20 protein-coding genes are annotated in these 17738 nt (G+C 55.1%); 5 read left to right on the forward strand and 15 right to left on the reverse strand.

Translation table 11 applies throughout. The annotated features are described in order from the left end of the window. Window positions 1–102: 102 nt before the first annotated feature. Genes ACOTX1_RS04190 through gspC form a run of 12 tightly spaced genes read right to left on the reverse strand, consistent with a single transcriptional unit; the run spans window position 103 to window position 10870 of the window. Window positions 103–900 (reverse strand): prepilin peptidase, encoded by a 798-nt coding sequence (locus ACOTX1_RS04190; protein WP_023315730.1) that lies wholly within the window; start codon window positions 898–900, stop codon window positions 103–105. Beyond that, the gene (gene gspM, locus ACOTX1_RS04195) at window positions 897–1382 is read right to left on the reverse strand and encodes a type II secretion system protein GspM (RefSeq protein WP_022650705.1); all 486 of its coding nucleotides are present in this window, start codon (window positions 1380–1382) and stop codon (window positions 897–899) included. Before gspM ends, ACOTX1_RS04190 begins: the two co-directional genes overlap by 4 nt. Beyond that, window positions 1379–2512 carry a type II secretion system protein GspL gene (gspL, locus tag ACOTX1_RS04200; RefSeq protein WP_023315729.1) on the reverse strand — a complete coding sequence of 378 codons (1134 nt, stop codon included), beginning with the start codon at window positions 2510–2512 and terminating at the stop codon, window positions 1379–1381. The genes gspM and gspL overlap by 4 nt, the downstream gene beginning before the upstream one ends. Window positions 2513–2527: 15 nt before the next feature. Continuing rightward, a complete protein-coding gene (gene gspK / locus ACOTX1_RS04205; RefSeq protein ID WP_023315728.1) occupies window positions 2528–3538 on the reverse strand; it encodes a type II secretion system minor pseudopilin GspK in 1011 nt (336 codons plus the stop codon). Then, window positions 3535–4194, reverse strand: coding sequence for a type II secretion system minor pseudopilin GspJ (gene gspJ / locus ACOTX1_RS04210; RefSeq protein WP_023315727.1), 660 nt, complete (start codon window positions 4192–4194; stop codon window positions 3535–3537). Before gspJ ends, gspK begins: the two co-directional genes overlap by 4 nt. Continuing rightward, window positions 4191–4571 carry a type II secretion system minor pseudopilin GspI gene (gene gspI / locus ACOTX1_RS04215; RefSeq protein WP_023315726.1) on the reverse strand — a complete coding sequence of 127 codons (381 nt, stop codon included), beginning with the start codon at window positions 4569–4571 and terminating at the stop codon, window positions 4191–4193. Before gspI ends, gspJ begins: the two co-directional genes overlap by 4 nt. Then, the gene (gene gspH / locus ACOTX1_RS04220) at window positions 4564–5049 is read right to left on the reverse strand and encodes a type II secretion system minor pseudopilin GspH (RefSeq protein ID WP_023315725.1); all 486 of its coding nucleotides are present in this window, start codon (window positions 5047–5049) and stop codon (window positions 4564–4566) included. The genes gspI and gspH overlap by 8 nt, the downstream gene beginning before the upstream one ends. Continuing rightward, the gene (gene gspG, locus ACOTX1_RS04225) at window positions 5049–5498 is read right to left on the reverse strand and encodes a type II secretion system major pseudopilin GspG (protein WP_023315724.1); all 450 of its coding nucleotides are present in this window, start codon (window positions 5496–5498) and stop codon (window positions 5049–5051) included. The genes gspH and gspG overlap by 1 nt, the downstream gene beginning before the upstream one ends. 3 nt (window positions 5499–5501) lie before the next feature. Beyond that, window positions 5502–6710, reverse strand: coding sequence for a type II secretion system inner membrane protein GspF (gspF, locus tag ACOTX1_RS04230; protein ID WP_017384864.1), 1209 nt, complete (start codon window positions 6708–6710; stop codon window positions 5502–5504). Beyond that, complete coding sequence (gene gspE / locus ACOTX1_RS04235) at window positions 6710–8188, reverse strand: type II secretion system ATPase GspE (RefSeq protein ID WP_023315723.1); 1479 nt, start codon at window positions 8186–8188, stop codon at window positions 6710–6712. The genes gspF and gspE overlap by 1 nt, the downstream gene beginning before the upstream one ends. 14 nt (window positions 8189–8202) lie before the next feature. Further along, window positions 8203–10125 (reverse strand): type II secretion system secretin GspD, encoded by a 1923-nt coding sequence (gene gspD / locus ACOTX1_RS04240; protein ID WP_022650699.1) that lies wholly within the window; start codon window positions 10123–10125, stop codon window positions 8203–8205. A gap of 13 nt (window positions 10126–10138) precedes the next feature. Beyond that, window positions 10139–10870, reverse strand: coding sequence for a type II secretion system protein GspC (gene gspC, locus ACOTX1_RS04245; protein ID WP_032634469.1), 732 nt, complete (start codon window positions 10868–10870; stop codon window positions 10139–10141). Window positions 10871–11170: 300 nt separating this feature from the next. Here gspC and ACOTX1_RS04250 point away from each other — a divergent pair, with 300 nt between their 5' ends. Together ACOTX1_RS04250 and ACOTX1_RS04255 are read left to right on the forward strand one after the other, a co-directional pair. Beyond that, window positions 11171–12733 (forward strand): ExeA family protein, encoded by a 1563-nt coding sequence (locus ACOTX1_RS04250; RefSeq protein WP_023315720.1) that lies wholly within the window; start codon window positions 11171–11173, stop codon window positions 12731–12733. After that, the gene (locus ACOTX1_RS04255; RefSeq protein WP_023315719.1) at window positions 12733–13365 is read left to right on the forward strand and encodes a hypothetical protein; all 633 of its coding nucleotides are present in this window, start codon (window positions 12733–12735) and stop codon (window positions 13363–13365) included. Before ACOTX1_RS04250 ends, ACOTX1_RS04255 begins: the two co-directional genes overlap by 1 nt. Window positions 13366–13368: 3 nt before the next feature. Here the strand turns inward: ACOTX1_RS04255 and ACOTX1_RS04260 are convergent, their stop codons facing one another. The 3 genes from ACOTX1_RS04260 to ACOTX1_RS04270 form a co-directional block, all read right to left on the reverse strand. Continuing rightward, window positions 13369–13992, reverse strand: coding sequence for a helix-turn-helix domain-containing protein (locus tag ACOTX1_RS04260; protein ID WP_023315718.1), 624 nt, complete (start codon window positions 13990–13992; stop codon window positions 13369–13371). 269 nt (window positions 13993–14261) lie between these two features. Further along, window positions 14262–15092 (reverse strand): N-acetylmuramoyl-L-alanine amidase, encoded by an 831-nt coding sequence (locus ACOTX1_RS04265; protein WP_022650694.1) that lies wholly within the window; start codon window positions 15090–15092, stop codon window positions 14262–14264. Beyond that, a complete protein-coding gene (locus ACOTX1_RS04270; protein ID WP_003858361.1) occupies window positions 15089–15412 on the reverse strand; it encodes a heavy metal-binding domain-containing protein in 324 nt (107 codons plus the stop codon). The genes ACOTX1_RS04265 and ACOTX1_RS04270 overlap by 4 nt, the downstream gene beginning before the upstream one ends. A gap of 97 nt (window positions 15413–15509) precedes the next feature. Here ACOTX1_RS04270 and ACOTX1_RS04275 point away from each other — a divergent pair, with 97 nt between their 5' ends. The 3 genes from ACOTX1_RS04275 (at window position 15510) to artI (ending at window position 17733) form a co-directional block, all read left to right on the forward strand. Continuing rightward, the gene (locus ACOTX1_RS04275; protein ID WP_023315717.1) at window positions 15510–16028 is read left to right on the forward strand and encodes a lipoprotein; all 519 of its coding nucleotides are present in this window, start codon (window positions 15510–15512) and stop codon (window positions 16026–16028) included. A gap of 226 nt (window positions 16029–16254) precedes the next feature. Beyond that, complete coding sequence (gene artP / locus ACOTX1_RS04280) at window positions 16255–16983, forward strand: arginine ABC transporter ATP-binding protein ArtP (protein ID WP_006809439.1); 729 nt, start codon at window positions 16255–16257, stop codon at window positions 16981–16983. An 18-nt stretch (window positions 16984–17001) separates the two neighbouring features. Then, window positions 17002–17733 (forward strand): arginine ABC transporter substrate-binding protein ArtI, encoded by a 732-nt coding sequence (gene artI, locus ACOTX1_RS04285; RefSeq protein WP_006174322.1) that lies wholly within the window; start codon window positions 17002–17004, stop codon window positions 17731–17733. The last annotated feature ends 5 nt before the right edge of the window (window positions 17734–17738 follow it).

The following is a 17738-nucleotide window of genomic DNA, read 5'->3' on the forward strand; positions in this document are numbered from 1 at the left end:
CAAATCCCGTGTAGCTTATATCTCTTACGATACACTGAGCGTAAAGGATCGTCCTTTCCTTCCTCCATCAAAAAGATTTATAAAAAATCTTGACCTGTATATTTAAAATGTGAAAGCAATTTGCTGACTAATAAAAACCCCTATTCCAGCAAAGGCGAGATAAGGACCAAAAGAAATAGTGAGGTTATTTTTATTTAAATTATTTACGGCGAAATAACCGACAATACCGCTTAACGCTGCCGCCAGTTCAATAGAGGGCAACGCCTGCCAGCCGCACCAGGCGCCCAGCGCCGCCAGTAGCTTAAAATCCCCGTAACCCAGACCTTCTCGTCCCGTGATCAGACGAAAAGCCCAGTAGAGCAGCCAGAGCGACAGATAGCCCGCCACCGCGCCGAACAGCGCATCGCGTAGCGGCAACGTGTGGTCAAACACATGAAGCAAGAGACCTGCCCACAGCAGCGGCTGGGTCAGGCAGTCCGGAAGCAGCTGGTGCTGCCAGTCGATCATGGCCAGCGGCAGTAAAAAAGCCGCCAGTAACCACAAAGAGAACAGCGCCTGAACGTCCGGCATGCACCAGGCCGTGATGCCAAAAAACAAGGCGGAGATCAGTTCGACCAGAAAGAGTCGCAGCGGGATCGCGCTGCCGCACTGGTGGCAGCGCCCCCGTAATAAAAGCCAGCTGAGCAGCGGGATGTTTTCCCACGCGGCGAGGGCGTGCTGGCACACCGAACAGTGCGAGGCCGGAATGAGCAGATTACCGCTCCCCTCCTCATCCATCACCATCCCCGGTACGCGTTCGGCGACAACGCCAAGAAAACTGCCCACAATGCCGCCCAGGATCGCACTCATTATCGGGAACCCTACCGGAAAGGCATCCCGCATCAGCGCGAAGGTATTCATGCGTTTTTTGCCCAGGTGAGTTGCACCTGCGCTTTCACATCGCTGAGGTGGTCAACCGGCGTGAGGTTAATTTTTTGCAATCTCACACCGGTGGTCTGATTAATTTCACGCAGCCAGCTTTTTAATTCATACACATTAACCCGATTCACCACGAACGATAAAGTTTGCCCCTCCTGGCGCACATCCGTCAGCGAAAGGTTAATTTCATGGGCGCTATTCTCGACCACCGTACGCGGATTATCCGTTTTGACTAACTGGATCTGAAGATGATTTTTATCAATTTCACTGCGCATCCAGTTAAGCGTCTCTTTTTGTCTTTTAAGTGTCGATTTACTATTTTTAATCATATTATCCAAGGGGATCACTCCTGTGTAATACACCGCTGCCCCCACAATAGCAACGGCACATATTTTTAAAATGATTTTTTCCCGGGCGCTGTAATTCTGATAGCGCGCTTTCAGCTGTGCGATTCGCTCTTTCATTTATGTTTCCCTGCGATCATGGCGGTATACGGTTCGGTTGTTGAAACAGGCTGTAAGGTAAAATCAAAATTCTCACTGGTCTGGTTAACAAACGCCCGCAACGCGGGCTGGTTTTGCGCGCTGACGCTCAGCGTCAGGGTGTTTTGCTGCGCATCGTATTCCAGCAGATCGATCTCCATCGCAGGGACTGACTGCCGGGCTTTCTCCAGCTCCTCAAGCTGAAGAAAGAACCCCTTGCTCTGTTTTTTCAGGCTTTGGCCAAAGTGATATTTGATATTGGTCTGCTGCCGCATGCTGGGGAAATGGTGCTGATAAACCTGGACGATCTCCTGCTGCACCCGATTTTCCTGCTGCACCAGCATCCAGGCCATCGCAATGCGTGGCCCCAGCAGCAGACCAACAGACAGCACGCCCGCCGCCACCATCGCGGCTTTCATCCTTTTCGCTGCCCGCCCATGACCGGCCTTAAGGCTGAATTCACCGTGAAGCAGGTTAACGCGACAGGTTTGCCACTGCGGCTGGATCAGCGCCAGCGGATGCTGCCAGGCATGCTGCACGTCAATGTGCACCTTCGCAGGCGCATCGCCGTAACACCACACTTCCCCGCCCCCGGCTTTCTGCATTAACAGCGGCAGCAGGGTTGCCTCCATTTCACCCGCCACATGGGGCGATAAACGCAGCCAGTAGCCATCATCCTGCGCGACCAGCGTGCTGCCCCCTGCCGTCACGGGCAGGAGCCAGGCATCAGGCAGGGCCTGAATCACGTTTAATCCGGCCTCCTGACAGCGGGTTAATGTTGCGCGCAGGCGGTCGGCGTCAATGGCCACGGCGTCGACGTCGGCGCCTTTTTTGTGGAGTACCGTCCAGTGGAGGTTGTCCACGTCGCCAATCAGCGTCTCTTCTGCCATCCACGAGAAGGCCATTCCCTGAGAAGCCACCTTTTTCGGTAGCCTAAAATGGCGGAAAATCATGTCGCTGGCGGGTAACAGGAGACAAACGCGCGTAGCCAGGGGGTGTTCGGCCAGCATCTCCAGGCTGTCGACCACCTCGACGCGCTCGCTGCCGGACTCACACCACATTATTTTCCCGCCCTCGCGGCTGTCGGGACGAACAAAAAGTACCTGTTTCATAACGTTCTACTTTTCTTATTCAATCATTCGGTAACGACGCTGCCACGTCACGATCTCACCGGCTTCGTTATTCACCTGAAGCTGGCTGACCACGCGAAGCGTTAATTCATCGGTATTGCCGGTGTAATTCACGCGGAAGTACCGGCTGTTTATAGAAAATTGATCCACCACCTGCGGGAGATCGTCTTTTAACTGCGGGAAGGCCTGCTCCAGCGCTTTGCTGAACGCTTCCATATTTTCCCAGCCCGATTCCGGACGCGAATCCAGCAGGCGAACGGCGTCATCCCGCGTGAGTTTTCCCGGGAACATGGCCGCCAGCACGGCGGCCTGTTCCGGTTGCAGGGTGTTCACGTCCACCTTGCTGGCGGCGTCCGGCAGCGCGCATAACAGCTTGCTCACCTTTGGATATGCCGTAACAGGGAACGCCGGCAGCAGTTTGATTTCCGCGATGCTGCGCATCATCTGATTTGCCGGTTGCCGCGCGGGCACGACGCCAGCCCACGCATCGCTTTCGGCCCCCTCCTTCGCCGTGGTGCTGTCACCATCGAGATAATCCACCAGCTGGAAATAGACCGCCTCCGCCGTGCCCGGACTGAGCCCACTTTCCGTCAGAAGTTGTTCTACAATCCGCGCTTTACGCGGTGTTTCCGCCACCGCGGGAGCGCTTTGCCCCTGGGGTGCGATGTCGGCGGTCAACAGGTTATTGACGTTAAAGCAGTCCTGCGCATCTTCCACCTGGCTCACGACCGTGTAATCTTCACCCTGCGTCTCCAGCGGCTGATGCCAGTCGCCGTCCAGCGCCAGCGGCTTGCTCTCGCCGCTGGCGTCGGTCTGTAACCGGTCCTTCACCACTTTTTCCTGGGCCTGCATCGCCCAGCGCAGCTGCTGCTGGCTTACCTGATAATGCGTTTTCTGCAAATTACGGCAGAACTGCTGGCTGATTTTGGCGGCCAGCGCCGACATCATCACCAGCAAAATCAGCACCACCAGCAGGGCTACGCCCTGTTGTTGACGGATCCGCTTCATGGTCTGGTCTCCGGCGAAGGGGCAGGCGCAGGGGCTGCATCCGGGGGCGTCCCAGGCGCGTCGGCGGCTTTCTCTGGCGCCGCGGCAGCGGCCACCTCCGGCATATCACCCGGCGTGGTGAATACCCAGCGCCAGGTATCCCCGTTTTCCATCGTCAACGTAACCTCCACGCCGTCCGGCAGATGGGCGGCGTCGCTCCAGCTTTTCAGCCAGCCCTGACGATAAAACCGCCACTGCAATGATTTAACGCCGCTGACAATCGGCACTTCGTCAGGCTTAACTTCCGCCGGGCCGTCAATGACCGGCCAGACGTCGCGATACAAACGCCCCTCTTCCAGCCGCCAGCGCTCGCGCTCCAGTTGGACCGTTCCGCTCACGCCATTCAGGGTGGTCAGTTCAAGGGCATCGCCCGCCTGACGAAACAGCTCCGGCTCATTACGCGGGGCGCGCGCCTGAAGCTGGAAAAAATCACGCTCCATCAGACTCCAGGCGCGCTGAAGCTGGTTGAGCTTTGCGGCGCTGGCATCCGTCGCCGAGCTGGTACGCATCGCGCCGTCCAGAATTTGCCAGGCCAGGGTGCTGATCACCGCGAAGATAGTCAGCGCAATCATGATCTCCAGCAGGGTAAATCCGCGCTGGCGTCGCATTTTCTTCACTTGCTCTCTCCCGGCGGAATGATATGCAGGGAAATAACCGGCTGGCTCTCATCGCCTTCCGCATACACGCGTATTGTATTCGCCCAGACGTTGTCGGCCGTTTTCACCCGCTGCTTACGCCAGTTCCACCTGCGCCCGCCCATGATTTCCGTCCCCTGCTGTTCAGCATCCGGGAAGTCGGTTTTCGTGAGCTGTGCTTCCGCCAGCTGATTTTCCGCCACCCAACTGGCCTGCAAGGTATCGGCCAGGCCATGGGTAAAACGCACGTTCAGGGAGACCGAGTTCATCAGCGCCAGCGCGGCGGTGGAGAAAATCACCAGAGCGACCATCACCTCCAGCAGCGTCATCCCCTTTTGCTTTTTGTTGCCGTTAGCCATCGTTTTCTACCGATACCGGCGCCGCACCTTGCGACACCACGCGGAAATGGTGCTGTTTGTCATAACTTTGCAGCGTCAGCGTAAAGCGGCTGATTTCACCGTCCGGTAAAAAGATTACCTGCGGCTCGGACGTCACCGTCGCGGCCAGGCGCTGCGGCGAGAGCGACACATGCATCTCTTCCGGAAAATCACCTTTGGTGGAAATGCGTCCGGCAGATAATGGCACCCAGTGACGCTCGCCATTTTCATCGGCGATCGTCACCAGCTGATATTTATCGGTGGCGATCACCAGCCCGACAATATTTCCGTCCATCACCGCACGGTCTGAACCATAATCAACGAGCGCTTTTAATTGCTGGCCAAATATATCCGCGCCGCTGCGCGAAGGAATGGTGGACACCACCATCATGGCGCAACTGGCAAATATCACCAGCGCCAGAATAATTTCCAGCAACGTAAAGCCGCGTTGATTTTTCATTATTTCTCTTTCTTATCCAGAGACCAGTTGGTAATGTCATCGGCGGTATTGGCTTCGCCGTCCGGACCGGCTGAGAAGACGTCCACCGCGCCGTGTTCACCCGGGCTCACCAGCAGATAATCATTGCCCCAGGGGGCCTGCGGCAGGCGACGGATATAGCCGTCCGTGCGGTAGCCGTTCGGGATTGGCGCGATTTCAGGTTTGGTCACCAGCGCCTGCAAACCCTGCTCTGTGGTCGGGTAGCGGTGGTTATCCAGCTTGTACATATCCAGCGAGCCTTCGAGCGCGACAATATCGCTGGTTGCTTTTTGCGTATCGGCTTTTTCCTTATTGCCCATTAAATTTGGCACTACCATACTCGCCAGTACGCCGAGAATAACAATGACCACCATTAATTCGAGCAATGTGAAGCCCGCCTGGCGAGCCAGGTTTTTACGTTTTAAAGCCATGATTTAACCTACCATATTATTAAGTTGCAGAAGCGGTTGTAATATTGAAAGCACGATGAATAAAACAATCGTCGCCATGGATACCACCAGCGCCGGTTCAAAGACCGACAGCGTTAATGTAATTCGATGTTGTAAGGCCGATTCCTGATTTTCCGCCGCGCGATCCATTAAATTACCTAATTCCCCGCTCTCTTCACCGGAGGCAATCATATACAGCATGGTGGGCGGGAATAATTTCGCCTGTTCCAGCGCCGCATACAGCGACGCCCCCTGGCGCACGGTGTCGGCGGCCTGCTCCAGCACCTGCCGGGCATAGCGGTTTTCGATACCGTCCATCGCGATATACATCCCCTCCAGCAGCGGCACGCTACTGGCCTGCAAAATACTCAGGGTACGGATATAGCGGGCGCTGTTGATGGCGCAGACCAGCTTTTTAATCGGCGAGCCGTTCACCAGCCAGCTGTGCCAGCGAAAACGGTTTTTGGCATTCCTCAGCCAGGTTTTGAAGCCGATAAAGCCGCCCCCCAGAATGCCCACAATATAAATGCCCCAGGCTTGCAGGAAATCACTTACCGCAATCAGCGTCCGGGTGGTGATCGGCAGCTGCTGCTTCATGTGAGTGAACTGCTCGATCACCTGCGGCACCACCGCCACCAGCAGGATGCTGATGACCGCGATGGCGACCACAGTGAGGGTTATCGGGTAGACCATCGCCTGCGTCAGCTTACTTTTCATCTTCTGGCGCTGCTCGTTGTACTCCGCCAGCTTCTCCAGCACGTCGCCCAGGTGACCGGTTTTCTCCCCGGCCATCACCAGCGTGCAGTAAAGCTTGTCGAAGGTGCGCGGGAACTGGCTGAAGGCATCGAACAGGGTGTGGCCTTCCACCACCTTCTCGCGGATCTCCACCACCATCGCCGCCAGCTTTTTGTCTTCCGTCTGCTTCGAGATCGCCTTCAGCGCGCTCTCCAGCGGCAGCGCGGCGTTGACCAGCGTCGAAAGCTGACGGGTAAACATCGACAGCACCGGAGTGGAGAGCTTCACCCCGGTTTTCGCTTTCCCGCCAGCCGCCGTTTCGCGGGTTTCGGTAATGCTGACGGGCATCAGCTTTTGCTCGCGAAGCCACTGGCGAACCTGCTTCTGCCCCTCGGCCTGTAACGTCCCGCGCTGGGTTTTCCCCGCGGCATCCGTCGCTGTCCAGGCGTAGAAAGCCATTATGCATCCCCCCCACGCTCGGCGGTGACGCGCATGACCTCTTCCAGAGACGTCACGCCGCCGATCACCTTCAGCAGCCCGTTTTCACGCAGGCTGTAGGCCTGCTTAAAGAGCTGCGTTTCGAGGGACATTTCGTCCTTATCTTCATGGATGGCGCGGCGCATGGCGCTGTCCACCACCAGAAATTCATGAATACCGGCGCGGCCCTGATAGCCGCTCTGACGGCAGTGTTCGCACCCCACCGCGCGGTAAATCGCTTCTGGCGGCGCGTCCATAAAGCTAAACAGCGCTTTTTCATTGGCGTCCAGCGGACTGGTGGTCCGGCAGTGCGTACACAGCCGACGCACCAGACGCTGGGCAATGACACCGAGCAACGATGAACCGATTAAGAAGGACTCCAGCCCCATATCCCGCAGACGGGTTATCGCCCCTGCGGCACTGTTGGTGTGCAGCGTCGACATCACCAGGTGACCGGTCAGCGACGCCTGCACCGCAATCTGGGCGGTCTCACCGTCACGAATTTCCCCGATCATTACCACGTCCGGGTCCTGACGCAGAATGGCGCGCAGCCCGCGGGCAAAGGTCATGTCCACGCGCGGGTTAACCTGCGTCTGCCCCACCCCTTCCAGCTCGTACTCAATCGGATCTTCCACGGTCAGAATGTTGCGTTCGTGGCCGTTCAGCGCCGAGAGTATGGCGTACAGCGTGGTGCTTTTGCCGGAACCCGTCGGGCCGGTAACGAGGATGATCCCGTGCGGGCGGTCGATCAGCCCTTTCAGCTTCCCCAGCTCTTCATCAATCAGCCCCAGCTTGTTGATGTCGGGCTTGAGATTGCTTTTATCGAGCAGGCGCATCACCACGCGCTCGCCGTACTGGGACGGAATGGTCGACACACGCACGTCGATCGCCTTGCGACCGATGCGCAGGGAGATACGGCCATCCTGGGGGAGACGTTTCTCGGCGATGTCGAGTTTCGACATCACCTTGATTCGCGATACCAGCAGCGGGGCGAGCTTACGCGCCGGTTGCAGCACCGGGCGCAGCACGCCGTCAACGCGAAAGCGAATGCTCAGGGTGCGCTCGAAGGTTTCGATATGAATATCCGACGCGCCGTCCTTCACCGCCTCGCCGAGAATGGCGTTGATCAGGCGGATCACCGGCGAGTTTTCGTCGTTATCGAGCAGATCTTCGTTATCCGGGATCTCCTCGGTTAACGCCATCAGATCGATATCCGCGTCCATGTCGTCCACCAGCTGCTGCGACACGCCGCTGCTCTGCTGCCAGATTTTGGCCAGCATCTCATCAAACGCTTCCGGCGCCAGGGTGATCGGGACGAACGCGCGTCCAAGCACCCGGCGCACCTCCAGCAGTGCTAACGCCGGGGTGTCCTCACGGATATAGACGTCATTGTTGTAAAGCAGAACGCCGTTATCTTTTGCGTAGTTGCTGCTACACAGGGATTTACTCAGTTCGTCCACGTTATCCCTCCGCCTTACTCTTTAAACGGATTGCGTGCCGCGGAGGTTTTCACCGGTGCGACGTGAGGGCTTGCTGAAGGAAACGCGGGCAGGACGGCATTGTCGCTCGGCTCAACAATACCGAGCTTTTTCTCTTCCACGCGCTGCATCTGGCGCACCCGGATCTGGTCATATTTCTCTTTCGAGGCTGCGCTGTAGTTGTCGTCGTCACGCAGGACGGTGGTATGAATAAACACCATCAGGTTGCGTTTAGAGGTATCCTGCGAGGTGTAGCGGAACAGCTGCCCGACCAGCGGGATATCGCCGAGCAGCGGCACTTTGGAGACGGACTGTTTGGTCACATTTTCCATCAGGCCGCCGAGCACCACCGTCTGGCCACTGTGAACCATCACTTCGTTATTGATCGTGCGCGTGTTGAAGGTTGGGCCGAGGCTCGAATCTTCCGTCGCGCTGTTGTCAACGCTGGACACTTCCTGCTCAATCTTCAGGTGGATCATGTCGCCATCGTTGATTTGCGGCACAATCTTCAGCTTGGTACCGACGGTTTTACGCTCAACGGAGTTAAACACGTTGTCGCCGCTGGTGGTTTGCGAACCGGAAAGCACCGGCACATCCTGACCGACGTTGAATGACGCTTCTTTGTTATCCAGCGTGACCACGCTTGGCGTGGAGAGGATGTCGTTTTTGCCGTTGGTGGAGAGCGCGGTCATCAGCGCACCGAAATCACCGTTAAAGAAGCCGGTCGCCAGACCAGTGAAGCTCGCCCCTTTCATGGTGCCATTTTTAATCTGGCTGATTGGCAGGCCGGTAGCGCCAAACTGCACGCCGCCGTGCTTGCTGGTCCACTGCACCCCAAGATCCAGGCCGTTGCCGTCCTGCACTTCGGCAATGATCGCTTCCACCAGCACCTGCGGACGGCGAATATCCAGCTTGTCGATCACCTTCTCCAGGGAGTTCATCACATTAGGCTGCGCAGTGATCACCAGGGAGTTGGTTGACTCGTCGGCGGTGATATTCAGATCGGTTGAGGCGCTCGCGGTTTTCGCTTTGGCCGCGCCCGGCTTGTCTTTCAGCTGCTCGCCAATCCCGGTCAGCACCGGCACCACTTTGGTGGCGCTGGCATATTTGAGGTAGAAGACGCGGGTGTTCCCCTCGTTATTCTGCTCGCGATCCAGCTGATGGATAAGGGAACGGGTACGCGCGCGCGCATCTTCCGAACCGCTGATCACCAGGCTGTTGGTTTCGTCATCCGCCACCACCTTGGTCGCCAGCTGTGGCGCGTTCTGCCCTTTCTGCTCTTCGTTGTTGAGGTTGTTCAACATATCCGAAAGTTCTTTGGCAGAGGCAAAGCGCAGCGGGATGATTTCGCGGCGCTGAATACCGTCTTTATCGACGCGCTGCACCAGATCCACCAGGCGGTTCACCACCGAGGCTTTACCGGTTAACAGCAGGACGTTGGACGGCTCAAAGTGCACCACGTTCCCGATGCCAGTGGCATCGTTGAGCTGACGCAGCAGCGGGGCCAGCTCGCGAACGGGTACGTTTTCCATGCGCACCACGCGGGTGATGATCTCATCACCTTTGCCCGGGTTCTTGCTGTCTGCCAGCGGCGCACCGGCGGTACGCGCCACGCTTGAGCGCACCACTTTGACCATGCCGTTGTCCAACGGGATCACCGACAGGCCGTAGAGATCCAGCACGCTCAGAAAGAATTGGTAGTACTCATCTTCCGTCAGCACGTTGTAGGTTCGGACCGAGACGGTGCCCTGGACGGACGGGTCGACCAGAATGGTTTTGTTGAGATTGCGGCCTACCGTATCGATAAACTCGCGAATATCAGTATTTTTAAAACTCGCGCTAAAGTTAGCTGCAAGCAGCGAACTGGAATATAACGACAATGCGGTCAGCGCCACGCACGCCCAGGGAAATTTTTTCATGTCTGCACACTTGTTAATTGTTTAGAACATTAACCCGAATATTTTCAAGGTGAGCGTGACGCCGCACGACGACATCCGCTTCTTTCATTTTCGACCAGTTGGCAATAATGCTTTTCGCTTTTGCTTCATCGGTCATATCGACAGAGTTAACCTGAACCGCCACATCGCCTTTTTCCAGACCTGACTGACTGTAAAAGGCGGAGGCATTCCTTGGATTTATCCTGTAGCCTTCCAGTCGGCCTTTTTCAATGATGGGTTTTAACACCAGATAATCATCAAGATGCAAACTTTCTGCGCCAGCATCTTTCGTCGATTTTGTAACCGGGCCGCTATCCACGCCCCCCTTAAAATAGTCCGGTTTATTTAACGCCAGTACCTGCGTAGCACCTTCATAATTAACCACCACATTATCTTTGTTTATTTCCTGAATAAATGCGTCGTTAAATCCGGCGAGAGGTTCACCCTCACGGTAGCTTCGCTGACCGCCTGGGGTTTTGATAACAGCAAAGGAGAGCCAGGCGTCATCACTGCGCACAATGCCCTCTATCTCCGCTGCCAGCGGGGCTTTTGCCGCATCCGCTAAGTTCTCCTGACGGACGGCAGCCGTAAAAAGCGTGAAGGGTTTATCTTCGTGCGTTTTTTTCAGCGGCTGTAGATCAGCTTTAGCCAACTTATTCGTAACTTTTTTATAATCTTTTAAGGTGAGATACCCTTGCTGGCCGCTAAAAATGAGCAGCACAAACATAATACAAGGCGTTATCCACCGTGACAGAAATGAGAACCTCATTTTTTATCCGGCCTATAGCAAAGCAAAAATAAGCAGCGTCATACTGCGCCAATATGGAGGAAAATAGTAATAAGCTGTTGCAAATACGACCACTGACTTCGCCACCAACTTTCATACAGAAAAATATTGACCGTATAAAATCCAGATGTTAGGCGCGGCCAGCTGGATATTTTTACCCTGTCTGCAAATTGACCGCTCAGGGGCATTACCTTACTTTCTGCTGCTGTTGCTATTCCTAATCAGAGACGGTCAGTCGTTATGTATCAGAGCCACTTTAATTTTAAAAATCCGCCATTCAGGACAATCACCCGTTTATCCGGTGATTTTCTGGTGCCTTATCATCAGGACGTGTTCAACCTGCTGAAAGAGAAAACCCAGCTGGCGGGTATTATCGGGCTTTTTTGCGACGACGCTCCGCTTCTGAGCCACTTCATCGACGCGCTGAAAGCCAGCAGCAATACCGTTATTGCCATCAACGCGTTTCCCAAACTGAGTGCCAGTAGCCTGCTGTACAAACTCAACCCGGGAACGAAAGCGATTAAAGATCGCATGCAGGCGGTGGATGCCGTCCTGCGCCAGTGGCAGGAGGGGAAAGCAAAATCCAGAGTGCTGACGATCGCCCATTCCGAAGCCATGAAGGAGAGCTGCCGTGAAGTCCTGGGAACGCTGCTCACGCGCGCCCGAGAGCTGAACTTCCGGCTCGCCGTGGTGCTGACGGGTGCTGCGGATCAGGAAAGCCTGCTAAAGCAACCTGAACTGCGCGAATATACGCACACACATCATGTCCTGCGCCCCCTCACCTGCTGCGAATACCTGAGCTATGTGCAGGCGCAGTGCGAAGAACACGACTGTGAACATTCGCCGTTGCCGCCTGCCCGCGTGCGCAAAATGCACACGCTGACCAAAGGCAACATCAGCAAACTGAACGCGCTGGCACACCTGTCAATGCTCGCCGCCTGGACGGAACGCGCGGCGCAGGTCAGCCCACGCCATTTACGTCTGGCGGCGGGAGAGATCCTGCCCGCCAAAAAACACGGTAAGCGCCTGGCAACCGTGGGGCTGTTTGCGTCCGTGCTGTTTGCCGCCTGCGGCTGGTATTTTACCTCGTCGATCGGCGCGCGCCTGCCGATCCAGCTGCCGGTACCCGTCAGCTGGAAACAGCAGACGCCAAAACCTGAGGCAGCCGTAGTGCCGGTTATCGACAACGAAATAGTTAATCAGCCGGATGCGATGCATCAGCTTTATCTCATGTGGGGGTATGACGCCTCGGCCGACGATGCGCTGTGCCAGAACGCCGCTAAAGTGAACCTGATTTGTAAACAAGGGAACGCGTCCCCGCAGACGCTGGCGCAGGAAGGGTATCCGTGGGTCAGTGAGCTGAAAACCAGCGGTCACCTTAACTATGCAGTGGTCGCCAGGGTCGGAGATACATCAATTGACTTGTTAATGAATAACCGGACCTGGCAGGTAAGCCGCAGCTGGTTTAACCGGCATGCGACCGGCAACTTCACCCAGTTGCACCGCCTGACACCGGAAGGAAAAGACGCGATCGGCACGGCCAGCGACAGCAAAGACATGGCCTGGCTCGATCAGCAGTTAAGCATCGCGTTGAGCCAGCCCGAAACGCATGCCCGGATCTGGACCGCAGAAATGATGAAACGCACCCGCGAGTTCCAGCAAAAAATGCATCTGCACGTGGATGGCATCCCCGGTGAAGAAACGCTGATGCAGCTGATGCGCGTGACCAACAGCACGCCGGGCGTACTGATTCAGGCAACCCGCACCACCCCGGACGCAAAAATGCAGGAGAAGAAAGCCTAATGTCGACCATCTGCCTTGCGGCCCAGCGCAGCTATACAACCGGGGAAGCGGTCTGGTTTTCGTACCGCCTCCCCAGCCTGAAAAACGTATTCGGCAAAACAGCGTTATGGCTGGTCGGGCTTTGCGCCATGCTGGTTGTCGGCCTGTATATGCACGTCTACTGGAACCTGCGCCACCCGGCACCTGAACCGGTCAACGCCAGCGTTGCCAAACCGGAAACGCAGCTTTCGGAAATGCATTACGTGTACGTGAGTAAACCGTTCCCGCATCCGCAGCCTAAAGTTGCGCCAGTGCATGTTGATGTTCCACCGATGCAGGATCTGCCGATCAGCAGTGATGATGCCGACTGGCAGCAGGCGCCCGAGGGCGCGGTGCCGCACGATACCTCGCGGGATACCTTACCCGGAACCGAGGCGCATGAGCACGATATCGCCCCCGCCAGCACGAGCAGTGAAGAGTCATCATTAACGGAATTATTTAAGCAGGCATTAAAAGAGCAGGAGCAGGATTATTCTCAAGGAAAAATTCCCGCGCCGCCGGTTGACGAAACGCAGGATAATTCACAAGCGAGTGTAAAAAACAGTGGAAATAGCCGTTCTCCTTTGAGTGAGAAAGGAGAACAGCGGGAGTAAGTATTAATATTTTTCAGGCAGTGCGGTGAGGTTAAGCAATCGACCTTTTTCCACCACAATATATTGACCTTTTTTCAGATCGGAGAGAATTTTGATAATAGTACTACGTGCGAGGTTAGTGTATTCCTGAATGTAATCATAAACGTTAATATCACGTTGCTGATGAACAGTCAGATCGTTAATCTCATATAAAAATTCACGAACAACAGAATACGCACTGCGGGCAACCAGAACATCATCACGTTTGCTCATCAGGCATATGTACCAGGAAAGGACTTTGGTCAGGTCAGGCCAAAGATTTTTTTCGGTCATCAGCTGGGCGAAGACCTCTTTCTTGATCGAGCGAACGACCGTATTCGTCCGGACAAGGCCGTACATATGGGTGGCGTTGTAATACATTGACGATAGGCCGAAAAGGCATTGTCCGGTGACAGTAAACATGCACAGTTCGTCAGATTCACGTCGAAATTCGACTTCGCCGCTGACGATGACATGAATGTAACCGGAATCAGTAGTGGAAATTTTCTGCCATTTCTTTAACGTTTTTTCTTCAACGCCTGCGGTTGCAGAAATAATTCTTTCCATTTCATATTGTGGACGTAATTTTTTTCCATAGATGCTTAACATTGTTATACCCGATTTAAGATGTGATTTTTTAAAATAAGATGGCCGCGGCATTTACGCCGAACCATAAATTTTTACCTGATGAAAATCTCAAGAATAAAAATAAAAGAGTAAAGTTTTTGATTAATTCGCTACATTACTTAGCGCGCTATGTGTCCATCTTAAATCGGGATAATTTTAAGTCAATTAACTAAAAATGAAATGAGTTTGTACTTAGGATTAATCTGATAGAAACTTAAGAAAATATACTCACTCGGGGGTAATCCGAAGGTTTACCCCTGCCCGTATTTCTCTAAAAGTGCTTCGGCAATCGCCATGGTTTCCACATCCGCTACGCCATTCCATAACTGCGGGCGGAAATGCATCTGGAAAACCATGATGATGCGTTTTTGCTGTGCGGGCGTGCTGTTTTCTGGCACCTCGTAACCGTAGCGCGCCAGCAGATCGAGCAGCGCTGCGGTATCAACCTGCTGATAATGCGGTCGGCCGTTGATATAAAAATTCACCCGCGCCGGATCGGGCCAGGCCCCGATACCCTGCTGCGCCAGCTCGCGCCACGGAAACATCGGGCCAGGATCGTCTTTGCGCTGCGGGGCGATATCCGAGTGTGCCACCACGTTCTGCGGTTTTATGTCGTAGCGGGCGATGATATCTCTGGCAAGCGGGATCAGCGCCGCAATTTGCCCCGGTTCGAAGGGGGTAAAGGTTTTCACGCCATCGGTTTGCCGCCAGCCGCGGTTTTCCAGCTCAATGCCGACGGAGGTATCATTTATGCGGTTGGTGCCACGCCAGAAGCTGATGCCCGCATGCCAGGCCAGCTCGCTCTCCGGGACCAGCTGCCAGATACGCGGTTTGCCCTGTGGAGCTGGGGGCTTTGCGGGAATGAGATAGTGAGAGCTGACGTTTTTATCGGTCAGGGTCGCAAGCGAGGTGTCGAAATCGTCGGCGGTGTAGTGAATAACCAGCACCTTTATACGCGGGTAGGCCGCCTGCGCCTGATGGCGCGTATCCAGCTCGTACGCGCCTTTATCAACGATGCCCTCTTCCGAGGCGCATCCTGCCAGCAATATCGCCAGCAGGAGGGTTGAGAGCGAACGCTTCATCGACGGGTTTTCACCGCCGTACCGCTTACGCTCACCATCAGCATGCTGGCATCTTTCCCGACCGTTTCGTAGTCGATATCAATACCTACCACCGCATCCGCGCCCAGCGCTTTGGCCTGCTCGCCCAGCTCCTTAAACGCAATGTCACGCGCTTTACGCAGCTCTTTCTCGTACGCGCCGGAGCGACCCCCGACGATATCCCGAATGCCGGCAAAGAAGTCCCGGAATATGTTCGCGCCCAGAATCGCCTCACCGGTGACCACGCCGCAGTACTCGGTAATCGGTTGACCTTCCAGGGTTGGCGTTGTTGAAAACTGCATACTTTCTCTCCTTCTTTAGCGTTCAATGCGTTAGCAACTGCATTATCGGTTCGTTACGCTATGATTGAAAGGATAGTTAATAAATAAGGAAATCAACATGCGCTACTCTGCTTTAACGCTTTTAGTGCCATGCGCGCTGGTGCTCAGCGCCTGCACAACGCCGGTCACGCCAGCCTTTAAGGATATCGGAACCCGCAGCGGCCCTTGTATTGAGGGTGGCCCGGACGCCGTGGCGCAACAATTTTATGATTACCGTATTCAGCATCGCGGTAATGACCTGACCGCCCTGCGCCCGTACCTGAGCGATAATCTGGCGAAACTGCTCACCGACGCTTCGCGCGATCCGCAGCATAACGCCCTGCTGTCATCCGATCCGTTCTCAAGCCGCGCCACGCTGCCGGACAGCGCCGACGTCGCCAGCGCATCCACCATTCCAAATACCGACGCACGCAATATTCCCCTGCGCGTGAAGCTAACCCAGGGGACGCAAACCTGGCAGGATGAGGTGCTGATGATCCGTGAAGGCCAGTGCTGGGCAGTAGATGATGTACGCTACATTGGCGGCAGCGTTCATGCCCCGGCAGGCACCCTTCGCCAGTCGATTGAGAACCGCTAACGCATCCGTTAAATAAACGTTAACCCCGTAAAATGTCCGGCATTTCAGGCGGAATGCCGACATTTATACTCGCCCCCCTTTCCCGTCGCTATTTTGTGCTATGTTTAAGAGTAAACACGGGTTATATTTAACTTTTAACGCATAAATATTGCATAACTATTCTGTCAACGGTACTATCTGCGGCCTCAATTGCTATAGTTTGCCTGGATGAGTAAAGACTGCCCCGATGAGTATTAAACTAAACGGCATTAACTGCTTCTACGGCGCACACCAGGCGCTGTTCGACATTACGCTGAGTTGCCCGGAGGGCGAAACGCTGGTTTTGCTTGGCCCAAGCGGCGCGGGAAAAAGCTCCCTTCTGCGTGTTTTAAATCTGCTTGAAATGCCCCGTTCGGGAACGCTGGCCATCGCCGGTAACCATTTTGACTTCGCGAAAACCCCTTCTGATAAAGCGATTCGTGAACTGCGTCAAAACGTGGGCATGGTTTTCCAGCAATACAATCTCTGGCCGCATCTGACGGTGGTGCAAAACCTGATTGAAGCCCCGTGCCGCGTGCTTGGCTTAAGCAAAGACCAGGCGATGGCGCGCGCTGAAAAGCTGCTGGAACGTCTGCGTCTGAAACCGTACAGCGACCGTTATCCTCTGCATCTCTCTGGTGGTCAGCAACAGCGTGTGGCGATCGCCCGTGCGCTGATGATGGAGCCAGCGGTGCTGCTGTTCGATGAGCCGACCGCGGCGCTGGACCCGGAAATTACTGCCCAGATCGTGAGTATCATTCGTGAGCTGGCGGAAACCAACATTACCCAGGTCATCGTGACCCACGAGGTGGAAGTGGCGCGCAAAACCGCCAGCCGCGTGGTCTATATGGAAAACGGGTATATCGTTGAGCAGGGTGACGCGAGCTGCTTCACTAACCCGCAAACCGATGCCTTCAAAAACTACTTATCACACTGATGTGTTAGGGAAATTATAATGAAAAAAGTATTGATTGCCGCGCTGCTTGCTAGCGTCAGCCTTTCCGCTACCGCAGCCCAGACCATCCGTTTCGCCACTGAAGCGTCCTACCCTCCGTTTGAATCCATTGATGCGAACAACAAGATTGTTGGCTTCGACGTGGACCTGGCAAATGCCCTGTGTAAAGAGATCGACGCGACCTGTACCTTCAGCAACCAGGCGTTCGACAGCCTGATCCCAAGCCTGAAGTTCCGCCGTATCGACGCCGTAATGGCCGGTATGGACATCACACCGGAGCGTGAGAAGCAGGTTCTGTTCACCACCCCTTACTACGACAACTCGGCGCTGTTCATCGGTCAGAAAGGTAAATACGCCTCCGTTGACCTGCTGAAAGGCAAGAAAGTCGGCGTGCAGAACGGCACCACGCACCAGAAATTCATCATGGATAAGCACCCGGAAATCACCACCGTGCCGTATGACAGCTACCAGAATGCGAAACTGGACCTGCAAAACGGTCGTATCGATGCGGTGTTCGGGGATACGGCTGTCGTGACTGAATGGCTGAAAGCGAACGACAAGCTGGCTGCCGTGGGTGACAAGGTGACCGATAAAGACTACTTCGGTACAGGTCTGGGTATTGCCGTACGTCAGGGCAACACCGAGTTGCAGCAGAAATTCAACGCTGCGCTGGAAAAAGTGAAGAAAGACGGCACCTACGAAACCATCTACAAAAAATGGTTCCAGAAGTAATTCCT

The organism is Enterobacter cloacae complex sp. IR5401 (assembly GCF_049238425.1).
GTDB classification, from domain to species: Bacteria; Pseudomonadota; Gammaproteobacteria; order Enterobacterales; family Enterobacteriaceae; genus Enterobacter; species Enterobacter hormaechei_C.

What these genes read in the sequence shown, in the direction of transcription:
- ACOTX1_RS04190 (WP_023315730.1), bottom strand. Translation starts at nt 900, where the DNA reads ATGAATACCTTCGCGCTGATGCGGGATGCCTTTCCGGTAGGGTTCCCG.
- gspM (WP_022650705.1), bottom strand. Translation starts at nt 1,382, where the DNA reads ATGAAAGAGCGAATCGCACAGCTGAAAGCGCGCTATCAGAATTACAGC.
- gspL (WP_023315729.1), bottom strand. Translation starts at nt 2,512, where the DNA reads ATGAAACAGGTACTTTTTGTTCGTCCCGACAGCCGCGAGGGCGGGAAA.
- gspK (WP_023315728.1), bottom strand. Translation starts at nt 3,538, where the DNA reads ATGAAGCGGATCCGTCAACAACAGGGCGTAGCCCTGCTGGTGGTGCTG.
- gspI (WP_023315726.1), bottom strand. Translation starts at nt 4,571, where the DNA reads ATGGCTAACGGCAACAAAAAGCAAAAGGGGATGACGCTGCTGGAGGTG.
- gspH (WP_023315725.1), bottom strand. Translation starts at nt 5,049, where the DNA reads ATGAAAAATCAACGCGGCTTTACGTTGCTGGAAATTATTCTGGCGCTG.
- gspG (WP_023315724.1), bottom strand. Translation starts at nt 5,498, where the DNA reads ATGGCTTTAAAACGTAAAAACCTGGCTCGCCAGGCGGGCTTCACATTG.
- gspF (WP_017384864.1), bottom strand. Translation starts at nt 6,710, where the DNA reads ATGGCTTTCTACGCCTGGACAGCGACGGATGCCGCGGGGAAAACCCAG.
- gspD (WP_022650699.1), bottom strand. Translation starts at nt 10,125, where the DNA reads ATGAAAAAATTTCCCTGGGCGTGCGTGGCGCTGACCGCATTGTCGTTA.
- gspC (WP_032634469.1), bottom strand. Translation starts at nt 10,870, where the DNA reads ATGTTTGTGCTGCTCATTTTTAGCGGCCAGCAAGGGTATCTCACCTTA.
- ACOTX1_RS04250 (WP_023315720.1), top strand. Translation starts at nt 11,171, where the DNA reads ATGTATCAGAGCCACTTTAATTTTAAAAATCCGCCATTCAGGACAATC.
- ACOTX1_RS04255 (WP_023315719.1), top strand. Translation starts at nt 12,733, where the DNA reads ATGTCGACCATCTGCCTTGCGGCCCAGCGCAGCTATACAACCGGGGAA.
- ACOTX1_RS04260 (WP_023315718.1), bottom strand. Translation starts at nt 13,992, where the DNA reads ATGTTAAGCATCTATGGAAAAAAATTACGTCCACAATATGAAATGGAA.
- ACOTX1_RS04265 (WP_022650694.1), bottom strand. Translation starts at nt 15,092, where the DNA reads ATGAAGCGTTCGCTCTCAACCCTCCTGCTGGCGATATTGCTGGCAGGA.
- ACOTX1_RS04270 (WP_003858361.1), bottom strand. Translation starts at nt 15,412, where the DNA reads ATGCAGTTTTCAACAACGCCAACCCTGGAAGGTCAACCGATTACCGAG.
- ACOTX1_RS04275 (WP_023315717.1), top strand. Translation starts at nt 15,510, where the DNA reads ATGCGCTACTCTGCTTTAACGCTTTTAGTGCCATGCGCGCTGGTGCTC.
- artP (WP_006809439.1), top strand. Translation starts at nt 16,255, where the DNA reads ATGAGTATTAAACTAAACGGCATTAACTGCTTCTACGGCGCACACCAG.
- artI (WP_006174322.1), top strand. Translation starts at nt 17,002, where the DNA reads ATGAAAAAAGTATTGATTGCCGCGCTGCTTGCTAGCGTCAGCCTTTCC.